Raw genomic sequence first — 19,525 nt, forward strand, 5'->3', positions numbered from 1 at the left:
TCATGGAGAAGATATATTCATTTGAAGAACTGACAGAGATCATTGCAAGACTGCGAAGTCCCGAAGGATGCCCGTGGGACCGCGAGCAGACGCATGAGAGTCTCAGGACGTGCATGGTCGAGGAGGCCTACGAGGTGGTTGACGGGATACGCATCCTCTCGGAGACAGGATCGTGGGACAACCTCTGTGAGGAGCTGGGGGATGTACTGCTGCAGGTACTGATGCACAGCCTGATCGCGGAGGAAGAAGGGCTGTTTGGGCTTAATGATGTGATTCAGGGAATCAGTGAAAAGATGATCCGCAGGCATCCGCATGTGTTCGGGGATCAGACGGCAGGTGATTCCGAACAGGTTCTGGTGAATTGGGAGGAGATCAAAAAACAGGAAAAGAAGGATCAGGCTGAGGGTTCGCAGCTGCGTGCAGTACCCCACAGTCTGCCGGCTTTGATCCGCACATCCAAGGTTCTGAAAAAGATAGAGAACCTTGGCGGTGACTGTCCCAGCGAGAGTGACAGCATACGCAGCGCCCGCAGGTGTCTGGACGTGCTGGAGAGCGGCGGCGGTGAGGACGATGCAGAGGTAATCGGCCGGCTGCTCGGCGAAATCTGCAACGTATCCAGAAAGCGTAAAGTCCATGCGGAGCAGGCGCTTGCAGATTATCTGGAAGGGACGATTAAAAAAGCAGAATTCCTTGACAAACCCATGTAAACGTTATATAAATATTGAGTAGGGTTTATCCGATTTTGTTTGATTGATACAAAAGGATCATAAAACCGTAAGAAATGAGAATAGAAGATTTCAGAGGAGGAATACTCATGAACAAGACAGAATTAATTGCAGCTATGGCTGACCAGGCAGAATTATCCAAAAAAGATGCAGAAGCTGCACTGAAAGCATTCGTAGATGTGATCGCAGCAGAGTTAAAGAAGGGTGAAAAAGTTCAGCTGGTTGGTTTCGGCACTTTTGAAGTGGCCGAAAGAGCTGCAAGAGAGGGCAGAAATCCTCAGACAGGAAAAACAATGAAGATTGAAGCTTCGAAGGCACCTAAATTTAAAGCGGGAAAAGCTTTAAAAGATATGGTGAACGAAAAATAATTTAAGTAACCATCGGAGGGACAAGCAATTGTCTCTCCTTTTTTTGACGGAAATGAAATACGGAGGTAAGAATATATGAGACTGGATAAGTTTCTGAAGGTATCACGCCTGATCAAACGGCGTACGGTGGCAAATGAAGCGTGTGATGCGGGCAGGGTTCTCGTGAACGGCAATCCGGCAAAGGCATCGGTCAAGGTAAAATCAGGAGATATCCTGGAAATACAGTTTGGCTCTAAGACAGTAAAAGTGGAGGTGCTGGATGTGAAGGAGACGGTTAAAAAAGAAGAGGCGGAAAGTCTTTACCGCTATCTGTAGGTTCGCCGTGCGTACCGGTGATGTTTTCAGCCGGAGGCATAACGGAAAGCAAACCCCCATATAATGAAAAAGAGACGTGTATGGGGAGAATGATATGGAGGAGGCAACGCGCAAGGAACACGGGCTTACGCTGGATGGACGGAGAGCCGGTAAGATTACCGGTGTCGTAGATGTGGTATCTTTTGATCCGGAGATGATCCTGCTGGAGACATCTCAGGGGATGCTGACGATCAAGGGCCAGGAGCTGCATGTGAGCCGCCTGTATCTGGAAAAGGGAGAAGTAGACGTAGAGGGTCTTTTCCAGAGCATGGTTTATTCGGATGATGGAAATTATGGGCGCAGGCAGAAGGGCAGTCTGGTCAAAAGACTGTTCAAATAAAGCATGAGCGCATATATGAGCAGCGAGCTGCTGCTGTTTGCAAAATCCCTCTGGTACGGAGCTGTTATGCTGTTAGGGTATGATTTCTTTCGTATTATACGTCGCGTCATACATCACCGGCCGGTTTGGGTCATTACAGAGGATCTCTGCTATTGGATTGGCAGCGGATTCTTTTTATTTTCCAGGATATACCAGGAAAATAACGGGGTTCTGCGCGGATATTTCTTTGTAGGGATCCTGCTCGGCATGGTGTTATATCATTATACGCTCAGCGGCTGCCTGGTGCGTTTTACAGCGCTCTTTTTGAATAAAATAAAAGAATTTTTTCGAATGCTGACAAAGAAGATAATATTTTTGATAAAAAGGTTGAAATTTTTGGTATTACGATGTAAAATTTCTTTATCTAGGTTATTATGTAGATTATTGCGAAAGTCGTGAGGTCATATGAGTTCAAAAAAAAGTTCAGCAAAAATGAGAGCAAAGCGCAGCCAGAGGTATAATAAAATAACAATGGTTGGCATCAGTATCGTCGTATGCATGCTGTTAGTCGTGTTGTTCGTCCAGGGTCAGTCCGTGAAGGAGAGGATTTCAGCAAATACTCAGAAACAGGATGAACTTGCTCAACAGATAGAAGATGAGAATAAACGTACAGAAGATATTGAAAACATGCAGGAATACATGCAGAGTGATGAATATATTGAGAAGATAGCCAAGGAAAAGATCGGTCTGGTGAAAGAAAACGAAATTATTTTTAAAGAGGCAGATTAGAATTTTTTGTCTAAAATTTCTTTGGACTGCCAGTGTGTATTTGACAAGTTTCTTATAATAAAGCATCTATAATAAATCTCTGAGAGTATATATATGATAAGGGGGTTTATGCCAGATGCAGGATTTAATCATTGCCATGCTCGCGATCAGTGCGATACTGATACTTCGGGACATGGCAAAAATTGTCTTTTGGGGGAGAAAAAAGGAAGATCCCGTCTACGACTGTCATCCGCAGAAGGAACGGATGGAACAGTATGCACAGTCATTGCAGAAACTGGCAGACACGTTTTATCAGATGCCGTGCCGGAGGGAGCGCCTGAGCAACAGCGAGATAGAAGGGATCTTCGCAAAAATGCAGGATAAACTCTGCAGCAGATGTCCGAAAAAGGAAATCTGCTGGAGGCAGCAAAGCATAATGACGTGTCAGAAGGTGTGTGACATGCTCTGCCTGATCGAGGAGGGCAATGCGGAGAAAATTTTAAGGGCACAGGGAGACTGGTATGCAGACTGCCTGAATGCAGGCAAATTCGTGGAATACCTGCAGGATGAATTCCAGAACGCAAGGCAGAATCTGATATGGAATAACCGACAGATAGAAAACAGGGTTGCAGTTGCAGAGCAGTTAAACGAAGTTGCACATACGATTCAGAAAGTTGCGGCAGATTTGTATGATATTGCAGCAGTCTCCGGAGATATGGAGCAGCGGGTCAAAAAGATCATGCAGAAGCGGCACGTGCTTGTAAAGCAGATATGGATGATGGAAAAGCCGGATGAGAAGATGAAACTCTTTCTGACAATGCGGGTCAGAGGAGGACAGTGCATCGCAGTCAGTGAAGTGGCTTCCATACTGTCGGAGATGTACGACCGCAGACTCGTCCCGGCAAGGGACAGCCGGGCCATCGTGAACAGCGATGTGCGTACGGTATTGTTTGTGGAAGACACGAATTATAAAGTGCTATATGGTGTGGCCAAGGTCACAAAGGAAAATGAAACAGTGTCCGGTGATAATTATGTCTGCACACAGGGAGAAGAACAGTTTGTCATGTGCCTGTCGGATGGAATGGGGTCAGGGCTGGAGGCGTGCCAGGAGAGCGAGGCGGTAGTGGAGATTCTGGAACAGTTTCTCACAACCGGATTTTCGCGGGAGACGGCCGCGCGTATGCTGAACTCGGCGCTTGTGCTGCAGCGCAGGGATGGAATGTACTCGACCGTCGACATCTGTGCATTGAATCTTTACACCGGAGTATGTGAGTTTTTAAAAGCGGGAGCTGCCACGACATTTATCAAACGTGACCAGTGGGTGGAGGCGATCTCATCGACGACGCTTGCCGCGGGACTGCTGCAGCAGATGGATTTTGAGACGACTACGAAAAAGATGTATGACGGGGATTATCTGATTATGGTAACAGACGGGGTGCTGGATGCACTTCCGAAAGAGAGGGAAGAGGAGACGATGAAGGAGATCATTCTGCAGGTACATAGCACGCAGCCCAGAGAAGTAGGGCGCAATATCATGGAAAAAGTCATGGGATACTGTGGTTACCGCGCAGGGGATGATATGACAGTGCTTGTGGCGGGTGTCTGGAGAAAATAGGAGAAAAAATATGCAAAAGAGGGTTCTGGATTTCATACGGCAGCATCATATGATAAGTGACGGAGACCGGATCGTGGCGGGGGTCTCCGGGGGGGCGGATTCCGTCTGCCTGTTTTATATATTATGCAGACTGCAGGAACAGATACCGTTTACGTTTGCGGTGGTGCACGTCAACCACATGCTCCGGGGCGAAGAAGCTGAAGCGGATGAGAGATTTGTACAGGACCTGTGCCAAAGGCACGAGATCACGTGCAGGGTATTCAGGGAAGACGTTGCCGGGATTGCCGGACGGGAGAAGATGTCTCTGGAAGAGGCGGGCCGCCGTGTGCGTTATGAGGCATTCGAAAGATTTTCAAGCGAGTGGGGGGCGAATAAAACGGCTCTGGCACATCACCAGAATGATTGTGCGGAGACCATGCTGTATCATCTTGCGCGCGGAACGGGGATCCGTGGACTCTGCAGCCTGCGTCCGGTCCGAAATTCTGTGATCCGCCCACTTTTGTGTATGAACCGCGCCGAAATTGAGCAGTATTTAAAAGAAGAGAAGATAGAATACCGTACAGACAGTACGAATATGGATGAAGAATATACGAGAAATAAAATCAGGCACCGGGTAATGCCGTATCTGACGGAAGAGATCAATCCGCGTACGGTGGAGCATATGGCCGCAGCTGCACAGAGTCTGGAAGAAGTTCAGGACTATCTCGACGAAATGACGGAGATGCTGATGGAGAAGTATGTACAGAAGTCAGGGGACAGTCTTCTGGCTGATAATCAGCTGGCTCATGAACCGCTTCTTCTTCAGAAGTGTGTACTGCAAAAATGCCTGGAACAGTCTGCGGGGACAAAAAAGGATTTTACCAGAGTACATCTGGATGAAATCTGCGCATTGTTTACCAGGGAGACCGGAAAATGCCTGCACCTTCCCTATAGTCTTGTCGTCACAAGGACATATCGGGGACTGGCATTTCGCGGAGCTGATATCCGGGAACAGTCGGGGACACTCCCGGTATTTTTCAGCAGCAGGCTGATGATTCCCGGAGAAACACAGATTAAAACATGGACGGTGCAATGTGAGATATTGAGAAATTCCATGCAAAGAATTCCACAAAAAACATATACGAAATGGTTGGATTATGATAGAATAAAAGATACTTTGGTAATTCGGACCAGGCTTCCGGGAGATTATATCAGGATCAATGAGGAAGGCGGCAGGAAGAAGATCAAAGATTATTTTATCGACCTCAAGATTCCGCGGGAAGAACGGGATAAGATTCTTCTGCTGGCAGCAGGGTCGGAGGTCTTATGGGTGGTGGGCCACCGGATCAGCCAGGCATGCATGGTTCGTGATACGACGGAATGCATTTTACGGATACAGATAAAAGGAGGAAATATTCATGAGTGATAAGATCAGCGTGCTCCTGAGTGAGGAGCAGGTGCTGACAGGAATTCTAAAAGCGGCGGAACAGATTAATCATGATTATGCCGGAAAAAGTATTCACTTAATCTGTGTTTTGAAAGGCAGTGTGTTTTTTACCTGTGAACTCGCAAAACATCTTACCATTCCAGTGACGATGGATTTTATGACGGTGTCGAGCTATGGAGATGCTACGGAGTCAAGCGGTGTGGTAACTATTAAAAAAGATCTGGATGAATCGATTGAAGGCAGAGATGTGCTGATCATTGAAGATATCGTTGATTCCGGAAGAACATTAAGCCGTCTGGCGGCAGAGCTGGAAACCCGTAATCCCAGCAGTCTGCGTCTGTGTACGCTATTGGATAAGCCCGAGCGGCGGGTGACGGATGTGACAGTGGATTATGTATGTTTTGAAATTCCGGATGAATTCGTAGTAGGATTTGGGCTTGATTCTGCACAGATGTACAGGAATCTTCCCTATATCGGTGTTCTGGAACCTGAAAAGTCAAACACCCCGCAGTAAGGTACGGGGCATCAAATTTGTAGCACAGCGAGCAGCGGGGTATCTGACCCTCGCGACAGTCGCCAAGGTAAAGCTTGCTTGACTTTGGCTCGTTGCTCGCAGGAATAACGTCTGAAAGGAGATTCAAGCAGTGAACAGACAATCAAGAGGATTACTGCTGTATTTTATTGTAGCGGTCATACTGGTCGGCAGTTTTATGTATCTGTCGGGAAGAATGCAGCAATCCGAGGAATATACTAATAAGGAGTACGAGGCAGCGCTTGATGGCGGTCAGATTTCTTCTGTAGGCATTGTCCAGAACAAGCAGATCCCGACAGGACAACTGGATGTGGTTCTGAAAGACGGGAGCAGGAAGCAGCTGAATGTCAGTAATGTCAATGAGATTCAGGAAGAGCTGAAAGAAAAAAATATTGAATATCACGTATATGATGTGCCGAAGGACAATACGTTCCTGACAACGATCCTTCCGATCCTGGTGTCGGTCGGGCTGGTGTTGGTGCTGATGATGTTTATGACGCGATCCATGAACGGAGGCGGCGGAAGCAATGCCAAGATGATGAATTTTGGAAAGAGCCGTGCCAGAATGTCCACCGAGAGTGATAAGAAGATAACCTTTAAAGAGGTAGCTGGGCTGGAGGAGGAAAAAGAGGATCTGGTGGAAATCGTGGATTTTCTGAAGGAGCCTCAGAAATACGTAAAGGTCGGAGCGAGGATTCCGAAAGGCGTGCTGCTCGTCGGACCTCCGGGGACCGGTAAAACGCTGATGGCGAAGGCTGTTGCGGGTGAGGCAGGAGTTCCGTTTTTCAGCATTTCCGGTTCGGATTTCGTTGAGATGTTCGTTGGTGTCGGCGCATCACGTGTTCGGGACCTGTTTGAAGAGGGAAAGAAGCACAGTCCGTGCATTATTTTTATTGATGAGATCGATGCCGTTGCCAGAAGAAGGGGAACCGGAATGGGAGGAGGCCACGATGAGCGTGAGCAGACTCTGAATCAGCTTCTGGTAGAGATGGACGGATTTGGTGTCAACGAGGGTATCATTGTGATGGCGGCGACCAACCGCGTGGATATTCTGGACCCGGCAATCCTGCGTCCCGGTCGTTTTGACCGCCGTGTCGTAGTGGGCGCCCCGGATGTCAGGGGACGCGAGGAGATTCTGAAAGTGCATGCCAATGGAAAACCACTAGGTGATGATGTGGATTTCAAACAGATCGCACAGACAACGGCAGGATTCACAGGGGCAGAGCTTGAGAATCTGCTGAATGAGGCGGCGATCCTGGCGGCGAAAGAAGACCGGCCATACCTGATGCAGAAGGACATCAAAGATGCATTTATCAAGGTGGGAATCGGAACCGAAAAGAAAAGTAAAGTCATCTCAGAGAAAGAAAAACGGATTACAGCCTATCATGAGGCGGGGCATGCGATTCTCTGTTACGTGCTGCCGGACATTGATCCGGTCTATACAATCTCTATCATACCGACAGGAATGGGTGCAGCCGGATACACTATGCGGCTCCCGGAGAAAGACGAACTCTTTAATACCCGGGGGGAGATGATGGAGAATATTCAGGTATGCCTGGGCGGACGGATTGCCGAGGAAATTATATTCGATGATATTACAACAGGCGCTTCTCAGGACATTAAGCAGGCGACTTCCATTGCAAAAGCGATGGTGACGAAATACGGGATGTCATCCGAGGTCGGCCTGGTCGCTTACGGGGATGACCAGGACGAGGTATTTATCGGACGTGACCTCGCGCATACGCGCGGTTTCAGCGAGAGCGTGGCTTCTACTATCGACAGAGAGGTAAAACGGCTCATCGACACCTGTTACGAAAAGGCAAAACAGATCATACTGGAGCATGAAGAGGTGCTTCACAGTTGTACAAATCTGTTGCTTGAAAAAGAAAAAATAGGGCGCGAAGAGTTTGAGTCCTTATTTGAAAGAGCAGAAACTGTATAATATGCATAAAAAATACCTGAAAATTTTGTGAGGTTTGTGCACACTTTTACGCAGACATGCGCTATAATACAAAATGTAACAACCCCCCAATACATTATATAGTTTTTGCTACACCCCAAAAGAAGAAATACCTTCTCTTAAAAGACAGCGATCGGAAAGCTGTCTTTTTTGTTTTAGGAGAAAAATGGGAGATCTGGCAGTATGATGATGAAAAACTGAACAAATTTGAACAAAAGTCACAAGTTTGTTGAATTACGGTCTGGGATAGGATAAAATAGAAATAAAACGTAACAGTTACAATAAAACTAAAAATAGAAGGGTAGTTATTTTATGGATTTACAATTTTATCGTGAGCTGGAGAACCGCCTGAATTATATTCATAAGATGAAACCGCTATTGAGCAAGGAGGCACTGCACAGTGATGAGTCTGAGTATTATCAGTTTCCAAGCGGCGCCTCTGCCGGCGACAGAGTCACCGTACGCCTTCGCACGAAAAAGAGCAATGCGGATGCTGTGTATCTGATCAGCGGTTCACTCCGAAAAGAAATGTTCGTTGCAATGACAAAAGACGGATTCGACTATTACGAAACACAGGTAGTGCTGGGAGAGGAAACCATGCATTACTATTTTGAAATCCAAGCGGGAAAACTGACCTGTTATTATAATGAACTGGGTGTGACAAAAGATTTGAACGAACTGTATTCGTTTGGCATTGTCCCTGGATTTAAGACACCGGAATGGGCAAAAGGTGCGGTGATGTATCAGATCTTTGTCGATCGTTTTTATAACGGAGATAAGTCCAATGATGTTCTGAGCGGAGAATATTCTTACATCGGAGAACAGGTATTACAGGAGACAGAGTGGGGAAAGCCGCCACAGGCCATGGATGTCAGAACGTTTTACGGCGGAGACCTGCAGGGAGTGATCGACAAGCTGGATTATCTTCAGGAACTGGGGATTGAGGTTTTGTATCTGAATCCTATTTTTGTCTCGCCTTCGAATCACAAGTATGATATTCAGGACTATGATTATGTAGATCCTCATTATGGAAAAATCGTATCAGACACTGGTGATTTGCTGGAATCCGGAGACCTGGAGAATACCCATGCCACCAGGTATATCAACCGGGTGACGGGGCTTGATAATCTGGAAGCCAGCAACCAGCTGTTTATCAAACTGGTCGAAGAGTTACATAGGCGCGGGATGAAGCTGATTCTGGACGGTGTGTTCAATCACTGCGGTTCATTTAACAAATGGCTGGACCGTGAACGCATCTATGAAAATGATGAGCATTATCAAAAAGGCGCTTATGTAGACTACAACAGCCCGTATCAGACCTTCTTTAAATTTAACAATGAGCATGCATGGCCGTACAATGAGTTTTATGACGGCTGGTGGGGACACGATACGCTGCCGAAACTGAATTATGAGAGATCCCCCATGCTCGAGGCGTATATTATGTATATCGCTAAAAAATGGGTATCACCGCCTTATAATGCAGATGGCTGGAGACTTGATGTGGCCGCTGACCTGGGACACAGCGCGGAATATAACCATCAGTTCTGGAAGAAATTCCGGAGAGCTGTGAAGGATGCCAATCCGGATGCTCTGATCCTGGCTGAGCACTACGGTGATGCGAAGGAATGGCTGGAGGGCGATGAATGGGATACTGTCATGAACTACGATGCGTTCATGGAGCCGGTATCCTGGTTTCTGACGGGGATGGAAAAACACAGTGACCAGTTCAGGCCTGATCTGCTCGGAAACGGTGAATCTTTTACAATGGCGATGAAATATCATATGTCCCGGTTTTATGGGCCATCGCTGCACGTGGCAATGAATGAGCTGGATAATCATGATCACTCGCGTTTCCTGACCAGAACCAATCAAAAAGTGGGAAGAGTGGCTCACCTTGGTTCAGCCGCGGCAGAAGAAGGTGTTAATAAAGCGGTACTGAGGGAGGCCGTCGTCATACAGATGACGTGGCCGGGGGCTCCGACACTGTATTATGGCGATGAGGCCGGTGTCTGTGGCTTTACAGATCCGGATAACCGCAGGACATATCCGTGGGGATCTGAGGATATAGAATTGCTGGAGTTTTACAGACAGGCGATCGCAATGCACAAGCAGTATCCGGTGCTGCGAAAGGGTTCCCTGCGTCAGCTGATGTATGGATATAATATTATGGCATATGGTCGCTTCTCGCCTGATGAGCAGATTGCAGTCATCATAAATAACCGTGAAGAGGAGACGGATGTGGAAGTACCGGTTTGGGAACTGGGGATGGACTGTATCCATGATAAAGTGATGGAACAGGTCTTTTATACGGATGCGGAAGGTTTCCGCAAGGAAAAGAAATCCTATCCGGTGGTAGCCGGTATTCTGAGTATCACGATGCCTCCGCGCGGAGCTGTTGTACTCTACCGAAAAGAATGACGATGGTCAGAAAGAAGACCTTGCATTTCGTGCAGAAATGTGGTATAAAATATCTTGTCAGAGCGTATCCTGCGCTCTGACAAAGAAATGGATGGATTCCCGAGTGGCCAAAGGGGGCAGACTGTAAATCTGTTGGCAACGCCTTCGAAGGTTCGAATCCTTCTCCATCCACTGAGAGAAAGGAACAAATCTTTTTGGCTCAAAACCAAAGCGGTTCGAATCCTTCTCCATCCACGCCGAAAGCAACTTAGCGAACGCAAGCCGCAGTGGCGGAACTGGCAGACGCACAGGACTTAAAATCCTGCGAGGGTTAAACTTCGTACCGGTTCGATTCCGGTCTGCGGCATTAGCGAAAAGTAGAGGAAACGTTGCATTTACAGCGTTCCCTTTATTTTTTTCTTAAATGGATTGAGGATTTGCCAGGCGCAGCAAAGACAGATACCATTGGTCAGGCTGCATGTATAAATCATATTACAATATTTTTTGTCTGGAGAAGGTTCTGTTCCAACTCAGGCGTGATTTTCTTGCGTACTTTTCAGAGATATGTTAAGATAAATGCATATAAATTATATCCGGCGTCAAATGCCGGTGTCTATGGCCATTCGGTCAAATGTTCCAATTAATGATAATTATAAAATATCAAATGCATGAAGGGATTGCCAGCGTAAAAGAGTTTTTGGTATAATGATGTCAAGCATGAATGTGCATTTGAAGAAAGGGAGTGTGCGTGCGGGCGAGAGATGTATTGACAAAAGAATATCTAAGTGACAGCAGTCGGTTTGCCGATCTGATGAATGTCTTTTATTTTGGGGGACAGCCGGTGATCCGGCCGGAGGATGTGCAGGAGATGAGCAGCGAGGTAACTGTCATCCGGAAGCATGCAGATGAGTTATTAACAACTTTTGGATTCCGTGATGTTTTGCGAAAGGTTGCGTGTGGAACGCAGTTTGTTGTTATGGGAATCGAGGAACAGAGCGAGGTGCATTATGCCATGCCGGTGCGGGTCATGGAGTATGATACCGCGGAGTACGGGCGTCAGGTTCGGGAAAAGAAAAAACTGCACAGAGAACAGAAAGATCTGCGCGGGTCAGAATTTTTATCTGGTTTTTCGCGAAAGGACCGGCTGCTGCCAACCATAACGCTGGTGCTTTATTTCGGAGAACGGTGGGATGGGGCGAGAAGTCTGCATGAACTGCTGGATTTTACAGAATGGGCCGATCATCTTAGAAAGATAGTGGCGGATTATCCGCTGCATATACTGGAAGTGCTGAAGTATCCGAATATCAACCTGTTTCAGACGGATCTGGGACTGGTCTTTGGGTTCTTACAAAATGCAAAGAAGAAGGACAGCCTGAAAGAATTTATAAGTATTCATAAAAACCAATTTGCAGATCTAAGGGAAGATGCGTATGATGTGATTGCTGAGCTGGCAAATGCTGCCGAACTTGGAGTACAGAAAAAGGAGTATCTGAATGAGAACGGAGGGATTGATATGTGTCAGGCGATTCAGGAAATGATTGAAGAGGGCAGAAATGAGGGTTCTAAAATGAAAGCATATAAGACCGCAGAGAATCTGTTTACCAAAGGGTTTTCAGCAGAAGAAACAGCACTGCTGGTAGAGGAAAATCCGGAGACAATTGCCGCGTGGTATAAGGAATTTGCCAGCATGCTGTAATTTATTAAGAGACGCCAGGGGTGTCGGAAGAGACATCCCTGATGATGATTGTACAGACGATAGGAAGAATCTTAAAAAACATAAACTGGAGGATGAGAAGCGGCAAGATAAATGTTACTATTCACAGCCCACCACCCACATGCGCATTCGTCGCCTCTTTGAGGCTCCAGTCTCGCTCCTTACGGAGCTAAGACTGCTTATGTGGGTGGAGTTCCTGCTTCGCAGGCTTGATATGGATGTACAGTCATCCTCTTACATGCAAGCATGACGAGTCTGTCTATATATCCATATCAGCTGTGAATAGTAACAGATAAATAAAAATATTTTCAATCAGGTCTTGACATCACTTAATATAATAGTTAATATAAATAATATATAAAATAAAAATCTATAAGGAGGAGTCAAAAATGAGTGAAAACATTCTTGTACTGACGGGCAGTCCCAGGAGGGGCGGCAACAGTGATACGCTGGCTGATGCTTTTATCAGGGGGGCAGAAAAAAACAAAAATAAGATAACAAAGATAAATCTTGCAGAAAAGAAGATCAGCGGATGCAGGGCATGCAACGGCTGTTGGGTCAGCAGGGGAAACTGCGTTGTAGACGATGACATGAAGGAACTGGAGCCGCTTCTGGAGAGCGCTGATGTGCTTGTGGTCGCGACGCCGATCTACTGGTCCATGGTTCCTGCGCAGGTGAAGGCTCCGCTTGACCGGCTTTATGAGTATGACCCTGTTCATGGCGGCAAACATTTACATATTAAGGAGGCTATCCTTCTGACATGCGGGGAGACGGATGATGCGGAGGATTTTATGATGATCAAGACGTTTTTCAATATGATCGCTGACTTCAATGGGATGAAGGTACGTGATATCATTGCAGTCCCTGGCGTCAATATGAAGGGGGATATCAACGGAAATGATGCGCTTGTTCAGGCGGAAAAACTGGGGCTTTCTATTGGAGCATAAGGTGACGCAATATCAAAACACAATATGGAGTAGTACATGGCCAAGGGCGGATTTGAATTTATTTCAAAATTCGTCCTTTTTAATTGCGCACATATCTGTAAAAACTTGATGATTTATTGAGGTAAATCGTGTGTCACTTCTCATTTTTGGTAAAAGTGCACAAAAAAATATATATTGAAATAGTTATAATAAGTGTTGACACAAATAGGGGCGAGATGTTATTATCATTACAACAAAACATAATATAACACATATAATAATACTTAGATAATCAATGTGATGATGCCGGGATCAACAGGAAACATCATAAGATTTCATTAAGAAGGAGAAGATTATGAGCAGAAACGAGGAAATTTTTAAAGAAGCTGAGCAATATCTTGTAAGCGGAGCATCCGCAGGACAGAGGTACAATGGCGTACTTAACATGCCGCTTTACATGGATCATGCAGACGGAGCCTATCTTTATGATGTGGATGGGAACAAATACATAGATTATCATGGAGGTTCAGGTGCTGCACTGTTCGGGCATAATCATCCGAAGATCAAAGAGGCGGTTGAGAAGTCTGTTGAGAGAGGATTTTTCATGAACTACGATACGGAGGAGACGGTTGAGCTGGCGAAACTGGTTCGTGAAGTCTTCCCGGGCTGTGAAAAGATCAGACTTGCAAACACTGGTTCTGAGGCTACACAGGGTGCGATCCGCCTGGCAAGAGGCTATACGGGAAGAAACCTTGTGCTGAAATTCGAAGGTCATTTCCATGGTATGCACGAGAATATCTGGTTCAACCATAACGATGTGAGAGCAGAGCTGGGGGACGGGATTGTTGAGACGGTTCCGGATTCCCAGGGATTTCAGCTGAATGCGAAAGACAGTGTTGTGGTTGTGAAATTCAATGATCTGGATGCGCTTGAGGCAGCTGTTAAAAAATACAGGGACCAGATTGCATGCCTGATCATGGAACCGATCAGCTTCAACTGCGGATGCCTCGAGACGCGCCCGGGATTCCTTAAGAGTGTTCGCGATATCTGCACACGGGAGGAAATCCTGCTTATCTTTGACGAGGTTATCTGCGGACTGAGAATGAGACCGGGTTCGGCTCAGAAGCGCTACAATGTGATCCCTGATCTGACCACAACGGCGAAGGCGATCGGCGGAGGGATCCCTATCGCAATTGTAGGCGGAAAAGCTGAGATCATGGACCATTTCAGTCCAAAGGGACCGGTTGTTATGTCCGGGACGTATACAGGCGCACTCATGTCCGTTATGGCATCTGTGGCATGTATTAAAACTGCCATGGAGCCGGGATTCTATGATCACATCGAAGCGTTGGGTGACAGATTGTTTAACGGAATCGATGACCTGTTCAGGAAATACGGTCTGAAAGGCCATGTACGCGGCGTCGGTGCCCGGTTTGCCATTTACTTTGGCATCGATAACCCGGATGACGACTATGATTTTCGTAAGGTTGCAGCAGAGTTTGACCGTGATACAGATCGGAGATTTGTCACGGAAGCAGTTAAGAGCGGTCTGTGGTTCCATGACACATCGACAAAGATCACGCCTGCACACCGTGCGCTGATGTCCGCGCATTCCATGCAGGATATGGACGATACACTGGAGAGAATGGATCAGATATTCAGGACGCTGTAAGCTATGAAAAAAATTCTGGGAATTGATACAGGCGGTACATATACGGATTCCGTAGTACTTGAAGCAGGTACAAAAAATTTGCTCTATAAGTCTAAAACGCTGACTACGAAGCATAACCTCAGACACTGTATCGAAACGTGTTTCGAGCAGATTCCTTCAGAGTTTTTGCAGGATATCTCCATGGTCTGCCTGTCCACGACGCTGGCGACCAATGCGATAGTTGAAAACCATGGCTGCAGGGAAGGGTTGATCCTCATCGGAAAAAGACCGAAAGGGATGATGCCCACTGACCGATATGCGATTGTTGAAGGTCTTTACGATATTATGGGAAGAATGAGGCGTCCGCTTAATAAAGAGGAGATTATCAGGACCATTGAAAAGTTTCGTGATAAGGTTGACGCAATTGCCATATCGGGATATGCCAGCATCCGAAATCCTGCACATGAAGTTTATGTAGCAGAGATGGTAAGGGAAAGATTGAATATTCCGGTTGTCTGTGCACATGAATTGACATCTACACTCGGTTACTATGAACGCACGGTCACTGCAGATCTGAATGCGAGGTTGATACCACTTGTATGTGCGTTAATGGATGCTGTCAGGCATGTCATGGAGCGCCTCTCGATAGACGCGCCGCTTATGATCGTAAAAGGCGATGGGAGCCTGATGACAGATGCATGTGCCAGAAGCAAGCCGATCGAAACGATTCTGTCCGGGCCGGCAGCCAGTGTCATGGGAGGCATTTACCTCTCGGGCCTGGAGGATGCGTTTGTGATGGATATCGGAGGGACAACTACAGATATCGCAAATGTCGTTCGCGGAAAGCTGGCGGTCCGGGATGAAGGTGCAAAAGTAGGCAAATGGTATACGCACGTCAGGGCGGCAGAAGTATTTACGGCGGGACTGGGCGGGGACAGCCGGATATGCATGGACGGAAATAAAAAGATTCAGATCGGGCCGGAAAAGTCGATTCCTTACTGCATGGCATCGGAGAAGTATCCGGAACTGCTGTGTGAACTGGGCGAAATCTATGTCAGCGATGCCTATCGTTATTTTCGTCATCACGATGAGGAGGCATATGTACTGATCAGGAAATACAGAAAGCTTGCCTACACAAAGGATGAAGAGATCATCATAGAAATTTTGCGGTCAGCGCCTCACACACTCTATTACCTGGAACATCATATTCATGTACAGAATCTTAAAGGGATTATCTCAGAGCTGCTGCAGGAGGGTGTGATCGGACGTATCTCGCTCACGCCGACGGACGTGCTGCATTGTTCCGGGGCATATCAAAAATGGCCGTCGAGGATTTCTGAACTGGCTACGGCGATAGCGGCGGATCAGATGGGAGTGTCACTGGAGGAGTACATTCGTGCTGTTCATGGGAAAATAACACAGATGCTGAACTGTGATGCGATTCAGGCGGCAATGTACTTTGACCGCCAGGGCTTTGACATACAGAATGATCCTGCGGCGGATTATTTTATCAATTATCTGCATTTCGAGAACAGATCAGCAGTACTTACAGCTTCCTATCACCTGGAAAAACCCATTGTTGCGATAGGAGCCTCGGCAGCTGCGTGGACGAAGGACCTGTCCGGGAAGATGGACACGGAGGTTATCATTCCGGAGCACGCGGAAGTAGCAAATGCTGTAGGGGCGGCAGTCGGAAAATCAGTGGAAAAGATTGAAATCCTGATTCGTCAGGACAGCGTAAGCGGAGATTACATCGTATATTCACCGGTCAACAGGCGCTGTTTTAAGACGCTGGATGATGCAGCCGGGTATGCCAGGAGAAGCGGAAACGAATGCATCGAGAGGCTGGCAGAGAGCAGAAACTTTGATGTCAGTGTTCAGGAAGAAGACATGGAAATTGAGGATGTCACTAATGGCAGCAGGACGTTTGTCGAGCGGGTTGTGACGGTCAGGGCTAATTTCCACAACTGCGTATAAGATTTGAAAACAAATTCATTCATACATCACATGTACAGGGAGGCGACAAATGACAAACAGTATTTTAATTCCGACACACGAAAACTGGCACAAGGAAACCAAATCAGTTCTGCTGCCGACTGGAATCCGTATGGCGTATATGGAATGCGGAAATCCGCAGGGGAAACCGCTGGTCATGATTCACGGGTTCTCAGATTCCAGCAGGATCTGGCGTTCTGTGATGCAGGAGATGGGGGACAATTACCATTTTTATGCAGTGGACCTGCGGGGGTTCGGATTAAGCGATAAACCGGAACAAAGAGTCTATACCATAACTGAGCATGCTTTTGACATTGCAGCATGGATGGAACGGCTGGAGCTTGGCAAGGTACTGCTGATCGGACATTCCATGGGGTCCATCGTGGCACAGACCGTAGCTGCTTTCTATCCTGAACGGGTATGCGGCCTGGCGCTTCTGTCAACGTTTTGCCATATGCATGAGACACCTGAACAGGTCAGGGAAGTCAGGGAATTCTACGACGGGCTGGATATCCAGCATACATCAGATGATGAACTTCAGAAAATGTTTGTGCCGGATCCCTCAAAGCTTGCCGATGCATCCTTTCTGCCGGGATATCTGTCGACACTGCGGGGAATCAGGGGCAGGGGACTGACTGCCGCATGGTTCGGAATGTCCCTTGCGGACAACCGGAATTTCCTGCAGTTCATCAAAGCGCCGGTTCTGATCTGCTGGGGAAGCCGGGATGACATATTTACGAAAGAGTATCAGGATGAGATGCTTGTGTATCTGCCAGAAGCAGAGTTTGAGGTCTTTGAAGGGATCTCCCACGATATTCCGACGGAGGTGCCGCGGCGTACAGCCAATGCAGTTCACACTTTTTTTGCAACTGTCAATCATCAGACGATCGTCAAAGGAGGAAATGATGAAGAGAAGAATTTTAAATGAAAGATTAGCAGCCATTGTAGCGAGCATTCGCCACGGAGAAATGTTGTTTATCGCCGATTCCGGAAGCGGAACGTGTCAAAAGGCATTATATCCGCTGGATCCGGATGTGGAATATCTGGATGTGGAGGTGGTCACCGGTTCTCCGCGTTTTGAGGATATCGTAAGAACACTTGCGGAGGCGGGAGACTTTGAGGGAGCGATTATCGCCGAGGATATGCCGGATCAGAACCCTGCTGATTATGGAGTTCTGGTTGAACTTTTTGGAAAAGAAAAGGTGAGGGAAATCAATTATGCTCCGGATTACTACGATTTGAGGAACCGGTGCAAAGCGGTTGTGCAGACTGGTGATGTGGGGATCCATGCACAGGCTGTGCTGATTGCAGGATATCCGAGTGCAGATATCGATATCGAGGTCCTGCTGGGCCGGAAAAAGTTTACGACAGTGCCGAAGAAAGACAGAACATAGGAGGCGGCTATGGAAAAGATAAAAACCAGGCTCTCCCTGAAGTCCAAGGCCGGATATATGTTCGGAGGTGCAGCCCAGACCACGATTGTCACGCTGATCAATGTAGTGCTGACCTATTTCTACACCAATGTCATGGGACTCAATATTGCAAAAGTAGCCCTTATTATGTTGATCAGCCGATTCTTTGACGGTGCCAGCGATGTTGTTGCAGGTGCCATCATAGACAGGACCCGGTCAAAATACGGGAAGGCGCGTCCGTGGCTGCTGCGCATGGCAATCCCTCATCTGGTCGGCCTTATCGCCATGTTTACTGTTCCGCCTTCCTCGGAGATGTTTCAGCTGGTATACATATTTATTGCATACAACTTTGCCAACACTGTCGTAAATACAATGGCAGGACTGGCGCTCAGTTCGCTGAATTCCCTGATGACCCGTGACAGCAATGAACGCGGACAGCTGAATGCCTTCCGCCAGTTCGGCGCTCCGATCATGGAACTTGCAATCTCAGCGATCACGATTCCGGCAGCCAATTATCTGGGAGGGGATCAGAAGGCCTGGATCATCGTTATCACCTGCTTTTCAGTAATTGCTACGCTTTGTTATCTGCTCTGTTTCCTCTGGTCTAAAGAGACAGCGCCGGAGGAGCGGGGCGTTTCCGGGGAAGCGGTTCCGGTGGGAAAAGCGTTTCAGGCGGTGCTGAAGAATAAGTACTGGTTCATTTGCCTGATTGTCTGGATCATGTGTACTTTTTACCTTACCATCTCCGGCACGAACCTCTCGTATTACTGTCAGTATCTTATGGGAAATGTGGAATATATGAGCATTCTGACAACGGCAGAAAAACTGGCGACCATTATTCTGACAGCGGTGGCAGTTCCCTTACTGCTGAGGAGGACTGGCAAGAGAAATATGATGCTGATCGGTTCCTGTGTGGTGGCAGCAGGACATGCACTGGCCTTTATTGCACCGCTGAACCTGACGCTGGCAGTTGCAGCTGCGGTGCTGCGGGGTTCGGGAATCGCTCTTTGCTTTGCCGTTCTTTTTGCAATGATAGCAGATTGTGTGGAGTATGGGCAGTGGAAGACTTCACTCAGAACGGAGGGGATCATCTTCTGTGCCGCGACTGTGGGACAAAAATTCGGTCAGGGGATTGCCAGTGCCATTGTCGGCGGACTTCTGAACGGTGCCGGATACGACGGCACACTGGCAGTGCAGAGTCCGGCTGCTGAAGGCATGATAACCAATATCTATCTGTTCACACCGATTCTGTGCTTTGGAATCATTGCAGTATTCATGCTGTTTTATAAACTGGATGTGGAAATGCCGGGGATCATGAGAGACCTGGAGGCGCGTAAAGAAAAAGCCGCTTGACGAAGAAGGA

Annotated in this window: 18 protein-coding genes and 2 tRNA genes; all 20 read left to right on the forward strand. The window is 47.4% G+C overall.

Translation table 11 applies throughout. The features are described from left to right. The first annotated feature begins 2 nt into the window (after nucleotides 1-2). A complete protein-coding gene (gene mazG, locus NQ502_RS11920; RefSeq protein WP_049898116.1) occupies nucleotides 3-707 on the forward strand; it encodes a nucleoside triphosphate pyrophosphohydrolase in 705 nt (234 codons plus the stop codon). Nucleotides 708-814: 107 nt separating this feature from the next. Continuing rightward, nucleotides 815-1,093 (forward strand): HU family DNA-binding protein, encoded by a 279-nt coding sequence (locus tag NQ502_RS11925; RefSeq protein WP_028528507.1) that lies wholly within the window; start codon nucleotides 815-817, stop codon nucleotides 1,091-1,093. A gap of 75 nt (nucleotides 1,094-1,168) precedes the next feature. Beyond that, nucleotides 1,169-1,408 (forward strand): RNA-binding S4 domain-containing protein, encoded by a 240-nt coding sequence (locus NQ502_RS11930; protein WP_028528506.1) that lies wholly within the window; start codon nucleotides 1,169-1,171, stop codon nucleotides 1,406-1,408. A 94-nt stretch (nucleotides 1,409-1,502) separates the two neighbouring features. Beyond that, nucleotides 1,503-1,787 (forward strand): sporulation protein YabP, encoded by a 285-nt coding sequence (yabP, locus tag NQ502_RS11935; protein WP_028528505.1) that lies wholly within the window; start codon nucleotides 1,503-1,505, stop codon nucleotides 1,785-1,787. Between the two features lie 15 nt (nucleotides 1,788-1,802). Continuing rightward, nucleotides 1,803-2,225 (forward strand): spore cortex biosynthesis protein YabQ, encoded by a 423-nt coding sequence (gene yabQ, locus NQ502_RS19520; protein ID WP_169579920.1) that lies wholly within the window; start codon nucleotides 1,803-1,805, stop codon nucleotides 2,223-2,225. Nucleotides 2,226-2,231: 6 nt separating this feature from the next. Continuing rightward, nucleotides 2,232-2,555 carry an FtsB family cell division protein gene (locus NQ502_RS11940; protein WP_049898115.1) on the forward strand — a complete coding sequence of 108 codons (324 nt, stop codon included), beginning with the start codon at nucleotides 2,232-2,234 and terminating at the stop codon, nucleotides 2,553-2,555. Nucleotides 2,556-2,670: 115 nt separating this feature from the next. Beyond that, nucleotides 2,671-4,149 (forward strand): SpoIIE family protein phosphatase, encoded by a 1,479-nt coding sequence (locus NQ502_RS11945; RefSeq protein WP_028528503.1) that lies wholly within the window; start codon nucleotides 2,671-2,673, stop codon nucleotides 4,147-4,149. A gap of 10 nt (nucleotides 4,150-4,159) precedes the next feature. Continuing rightward, nucleotides 4,160-5,554, forward strand: a complete 1,395-nt coding sequence (gene tilS / locus NQ502_RS11950) for a tRNA lysidine(34) synthetase TilS (protein ID WP_044983224.1) — start codon at nucleotides 4,160-4,162, stop codon at nucleotides 5,552-5,554. Continuing rightward, nucleotides 5,547-6,089, forward strand: a complete 543-nt coding sequence (hpt, locus tag NQ502_RS11955; protein ID WP_028528501.1) for a hypoxanthine phosphoribosyltransferase — start codon at nucleotides 5,547-5,549, stop codon at nucleotides 6,087-6,089. The genes tilS and hpt overlap by 8 nt, the downstream gene beginning before the upstream one ends. 130 nt (nucleotides 6,090-6,219) lie before the next feature. Continuing rightward, nucleotides 6,220-8,049, forward strand: coding sequence for an ATP-dependent zinc metalloprotease FtsH (gene ftsH / locus NQ502_RS11960; RefSeq protein ID WP_044983223.1), 1,830 nt, complete (start codon nucleotides 6,220-6,222; stop codon nucleotides 8,047-8,049). A 330-nt stretch (nucleotides 8,050-8,379) separates the two neighbouring features. Further along, complete coding sequence (locus NQ502_RS11965; protein ID WP_028528498.1) at nucleotides 8,380-10,485, forward strand: alpha-glycosidase; 2,106 nt, start codon at nucleotides 8,380-8,382, stop codon at nucleotides 10,483-10,485. An 89-nt stretch (nucleotides 10,486-10,574) separates the two neighbouring features. Beyond that, nucleotides 10,575-10,656: transfer RNA gene (locus NQ502_RS11970), tRNA-Tyr, on the forward strand. 89 nt (nucleotides 10,657-10,745) lie between these two features. Then, a tRNA-Leu gene (locus NQ502_RS11975) sits at nucleotides 10,746-10,831 on the forward strand. A 381-nt stretch (nucleotides 10,832-11,212) separates the two neighbouring features. Continuing rightward, a complete protein-coding gene (locus NQ502_RS11980) occupies nucleotides 11,213-12,160 on the forward strand; it encodes an Rpn family recombination-promoting nuclease/putative transposase (protein ID WP_044983222.1) in 948 nt (315 codons plus the stop codon). Nucleotides 12,161-12,567: 407 nt separating this feature from the next. Beyond that, a complete protein-coding gene (locus NQ502_RS11985; protein ID WP_028530250.1) occupies nucleotides 12,568-13,125 on the forward strand; it encodes a flavodoxin family protein in 558 nt (185 codons plus the stop codon). A gap of 334 nt (nucleotides 13,126-13,459) precedes the next feature. After that, nucleotides 13,460-14,776: an aspartate aminotransferase family protein gene (locus NQ502_RS11990; protein ID WP_049898498.1), complete on the forward strand. Its 1,317-nt coding sequence runs from the start codon at nucleotides 13,460-13,462 to the stop codon at nucleotides 14,774-14,776. A 3-nt stretch (nucleotides 14,777-14,779) separates the two neighbouring features. Next, nucleotides 14,780-16,732 carry a hydantoinase/oxoprolinase N-terminal domain-containing protein gene (locus NQ502_RS11995; protein WP_044983636.1) on the forward strand — a complete coding sequence of 651 codons (1,953 nt, stop codon included), beginning with the start codon at nucleotides 14,780-14,782 and terminating at the stop codon, nucleotides 16,730-16,732. A 49-nt stretch (nucleotides 16,733-16,781) separates the two neighbouring features. Then, nucleotides 16,782-17,678 (forward strand): alpha/beta fold hydrolase, encoded by an 897-nt coding sequence (locus tag NQ502_RS12000; RefSeq protein WP_028530249.1) that lies wholly within the window; start codon nucleotides 16,782-16,784, stop codon nucleotides 17,676-17,678. Next, the gene (locus NQ502_RS12005) at nucleotides 17,656-18,144 is read left to right on the forward strand and encodes an RbsD/FucU domain-containing protein (RefSeq protein WP_207637670.1); all 489 of its coding nucleotides are present in this window, start codon (nucleotides 17,656-17,658) and stop codon (nucleotides 18,142-18,144) included. The genes NQ502_RS12000 and NQ502_RS12005 overlap by 23 nt, the downstream gene beginning before the upstream one ends. 9 nt (nucleotides 18,145-18,153) lie before the next feature. Then, nucleotides 18,154-19,515: an MFS transporter gene (locus NQ502_RS12010; protein WP_028530248.1), complete on the forward strand. Its 1,362-nt coding sequence runs from the start codon at nucleotides 18,154-18,156 to the stop codon at nucleotides 19,513-19,515. Nucleotides 19,516-19,525: the final 10 nt, after the last annotated feature.

The sequence above is a fragment of the Ruminococcus gauvreauii genome, assembly GCF_025151995.1.
GTDB lineage: Bacteria > Bacillota > Clostridia > Lachnospirales > Lachnospiraceae > Ruminococcus_G > Ruminococcus_G gauvreauii.

Excerpts from the sequence above, each read along its gene's own strand:
- NQ502_RS11995 (WP_044983636.1), top strand. The coding sequence starts at position 14,780 with ATGAAAAAAATTCTGGGAATTGATACAGGCGGTACATATACGGATTCC.
- yabQ (WP_169579920.1), top strand. The coding sequence starts at position 1,803 with ATGAGCAGCGAGCTGCTGCTGTTTGCAAAATCCCTCTGGTACGGAGCT.
- NQ502_RS11940 (WP_049898115.1), top strand. The coding sequence starts at position 2,232 with ATGAGTTCAAAAAAAAGTTCAGCAAAAATGAGAGCAAAGCGCAGCCAG.
- tilS (WP_044983224.1), top strand. The coding sequence starts at position 4,160 with ATGCAAAAGAGGGTTCTGGATTTCATACGGCAGCATCATATGATAAGT.
- NQ502_RS11925 (WP_028528507.1), top strand. The coding sequence starts at position 815 with ATGAACAAGACAGAATTAATTGCAGCTATGGCTGACCAGGCAGAATTA.
- yabP (WP_028528505.1), top strand. The coding sequence starts at position 1,503 with ATGGAGGAGGCAACGCGCAAGGAACACGGGCTTACGCTGGATGGACGG.
- NQ502_RS12005 (WP_207637670.1), top strand. The coding sequence starts at position 17,656 with ATGAAGAGAAGAATTTTAAATGAAAGATTAGCAGCCATTGTAGCGAGC.
- NQ502_RS11945 (WP_028528503.1), top strand. The coding sequence starts at position 2,671 with ATGCAGGATTTAATCATTGCCATGCTCGCGATCAGTGCGATACTGATA.
- NQ502_RS11985 (WP_028530250.1), top strand. The coding sequence starts at position 12,568 with ATGAGTGAAAACATTCTTGTACTGACGGGCAGTCCCAGGAGGGGCGGC.
- NQ502_RS12000 (WP_028530249.1), top strand. The coding sequence starts at position 16,782 with ATGACAAACAGTATTTTAATTCCGACACACGAAAACTGGCACAAGGAA.
- NQ502_RS11930 (WP_028528506.1), top strand. The coding sequence starts at position 1,169 with ATGAGACTGGATAAGTTTCTGAAGGTATCACGCCTGATCAAACGGCGT.
- NQ502_RS11990 (WP_049898498.1), top strand. The coding sequence starts at position 13,460 with ATGAGCAGAAACGAGGAAATTTTTAAAGAAGCTGAGCAATATCTTGTA.
- NQ502_RS12010 (WP_028530248.1), top strand. The coding sequence starts at position 18,154 with ATGGAAAAGATAAAAACCAGGCTCTCCCTGAAGTCCAAGGCCGGATAT.
- mazG (WP_049898116.1), top strand. The coding sequence starts at position 3 with ATGGAGAAGATATATTCATTTGAAGAACTGACAGAGATCATTGCAAGA.
- NQ502_RS11965 (WP_028528498.1), top strand. The coding sequence starts at position 8,380 with ATGGATTTACAATTTTATCGTGAGCTGGAGAACCGCCTGAATTATATT.
- hpt (WP_028528501.1), top strand. The coding sequence starts at position 5,547 with ATGAGTGATAAGATCAGCGTGCTCCTGAGTGAGGAGCAGGTGCTGACA.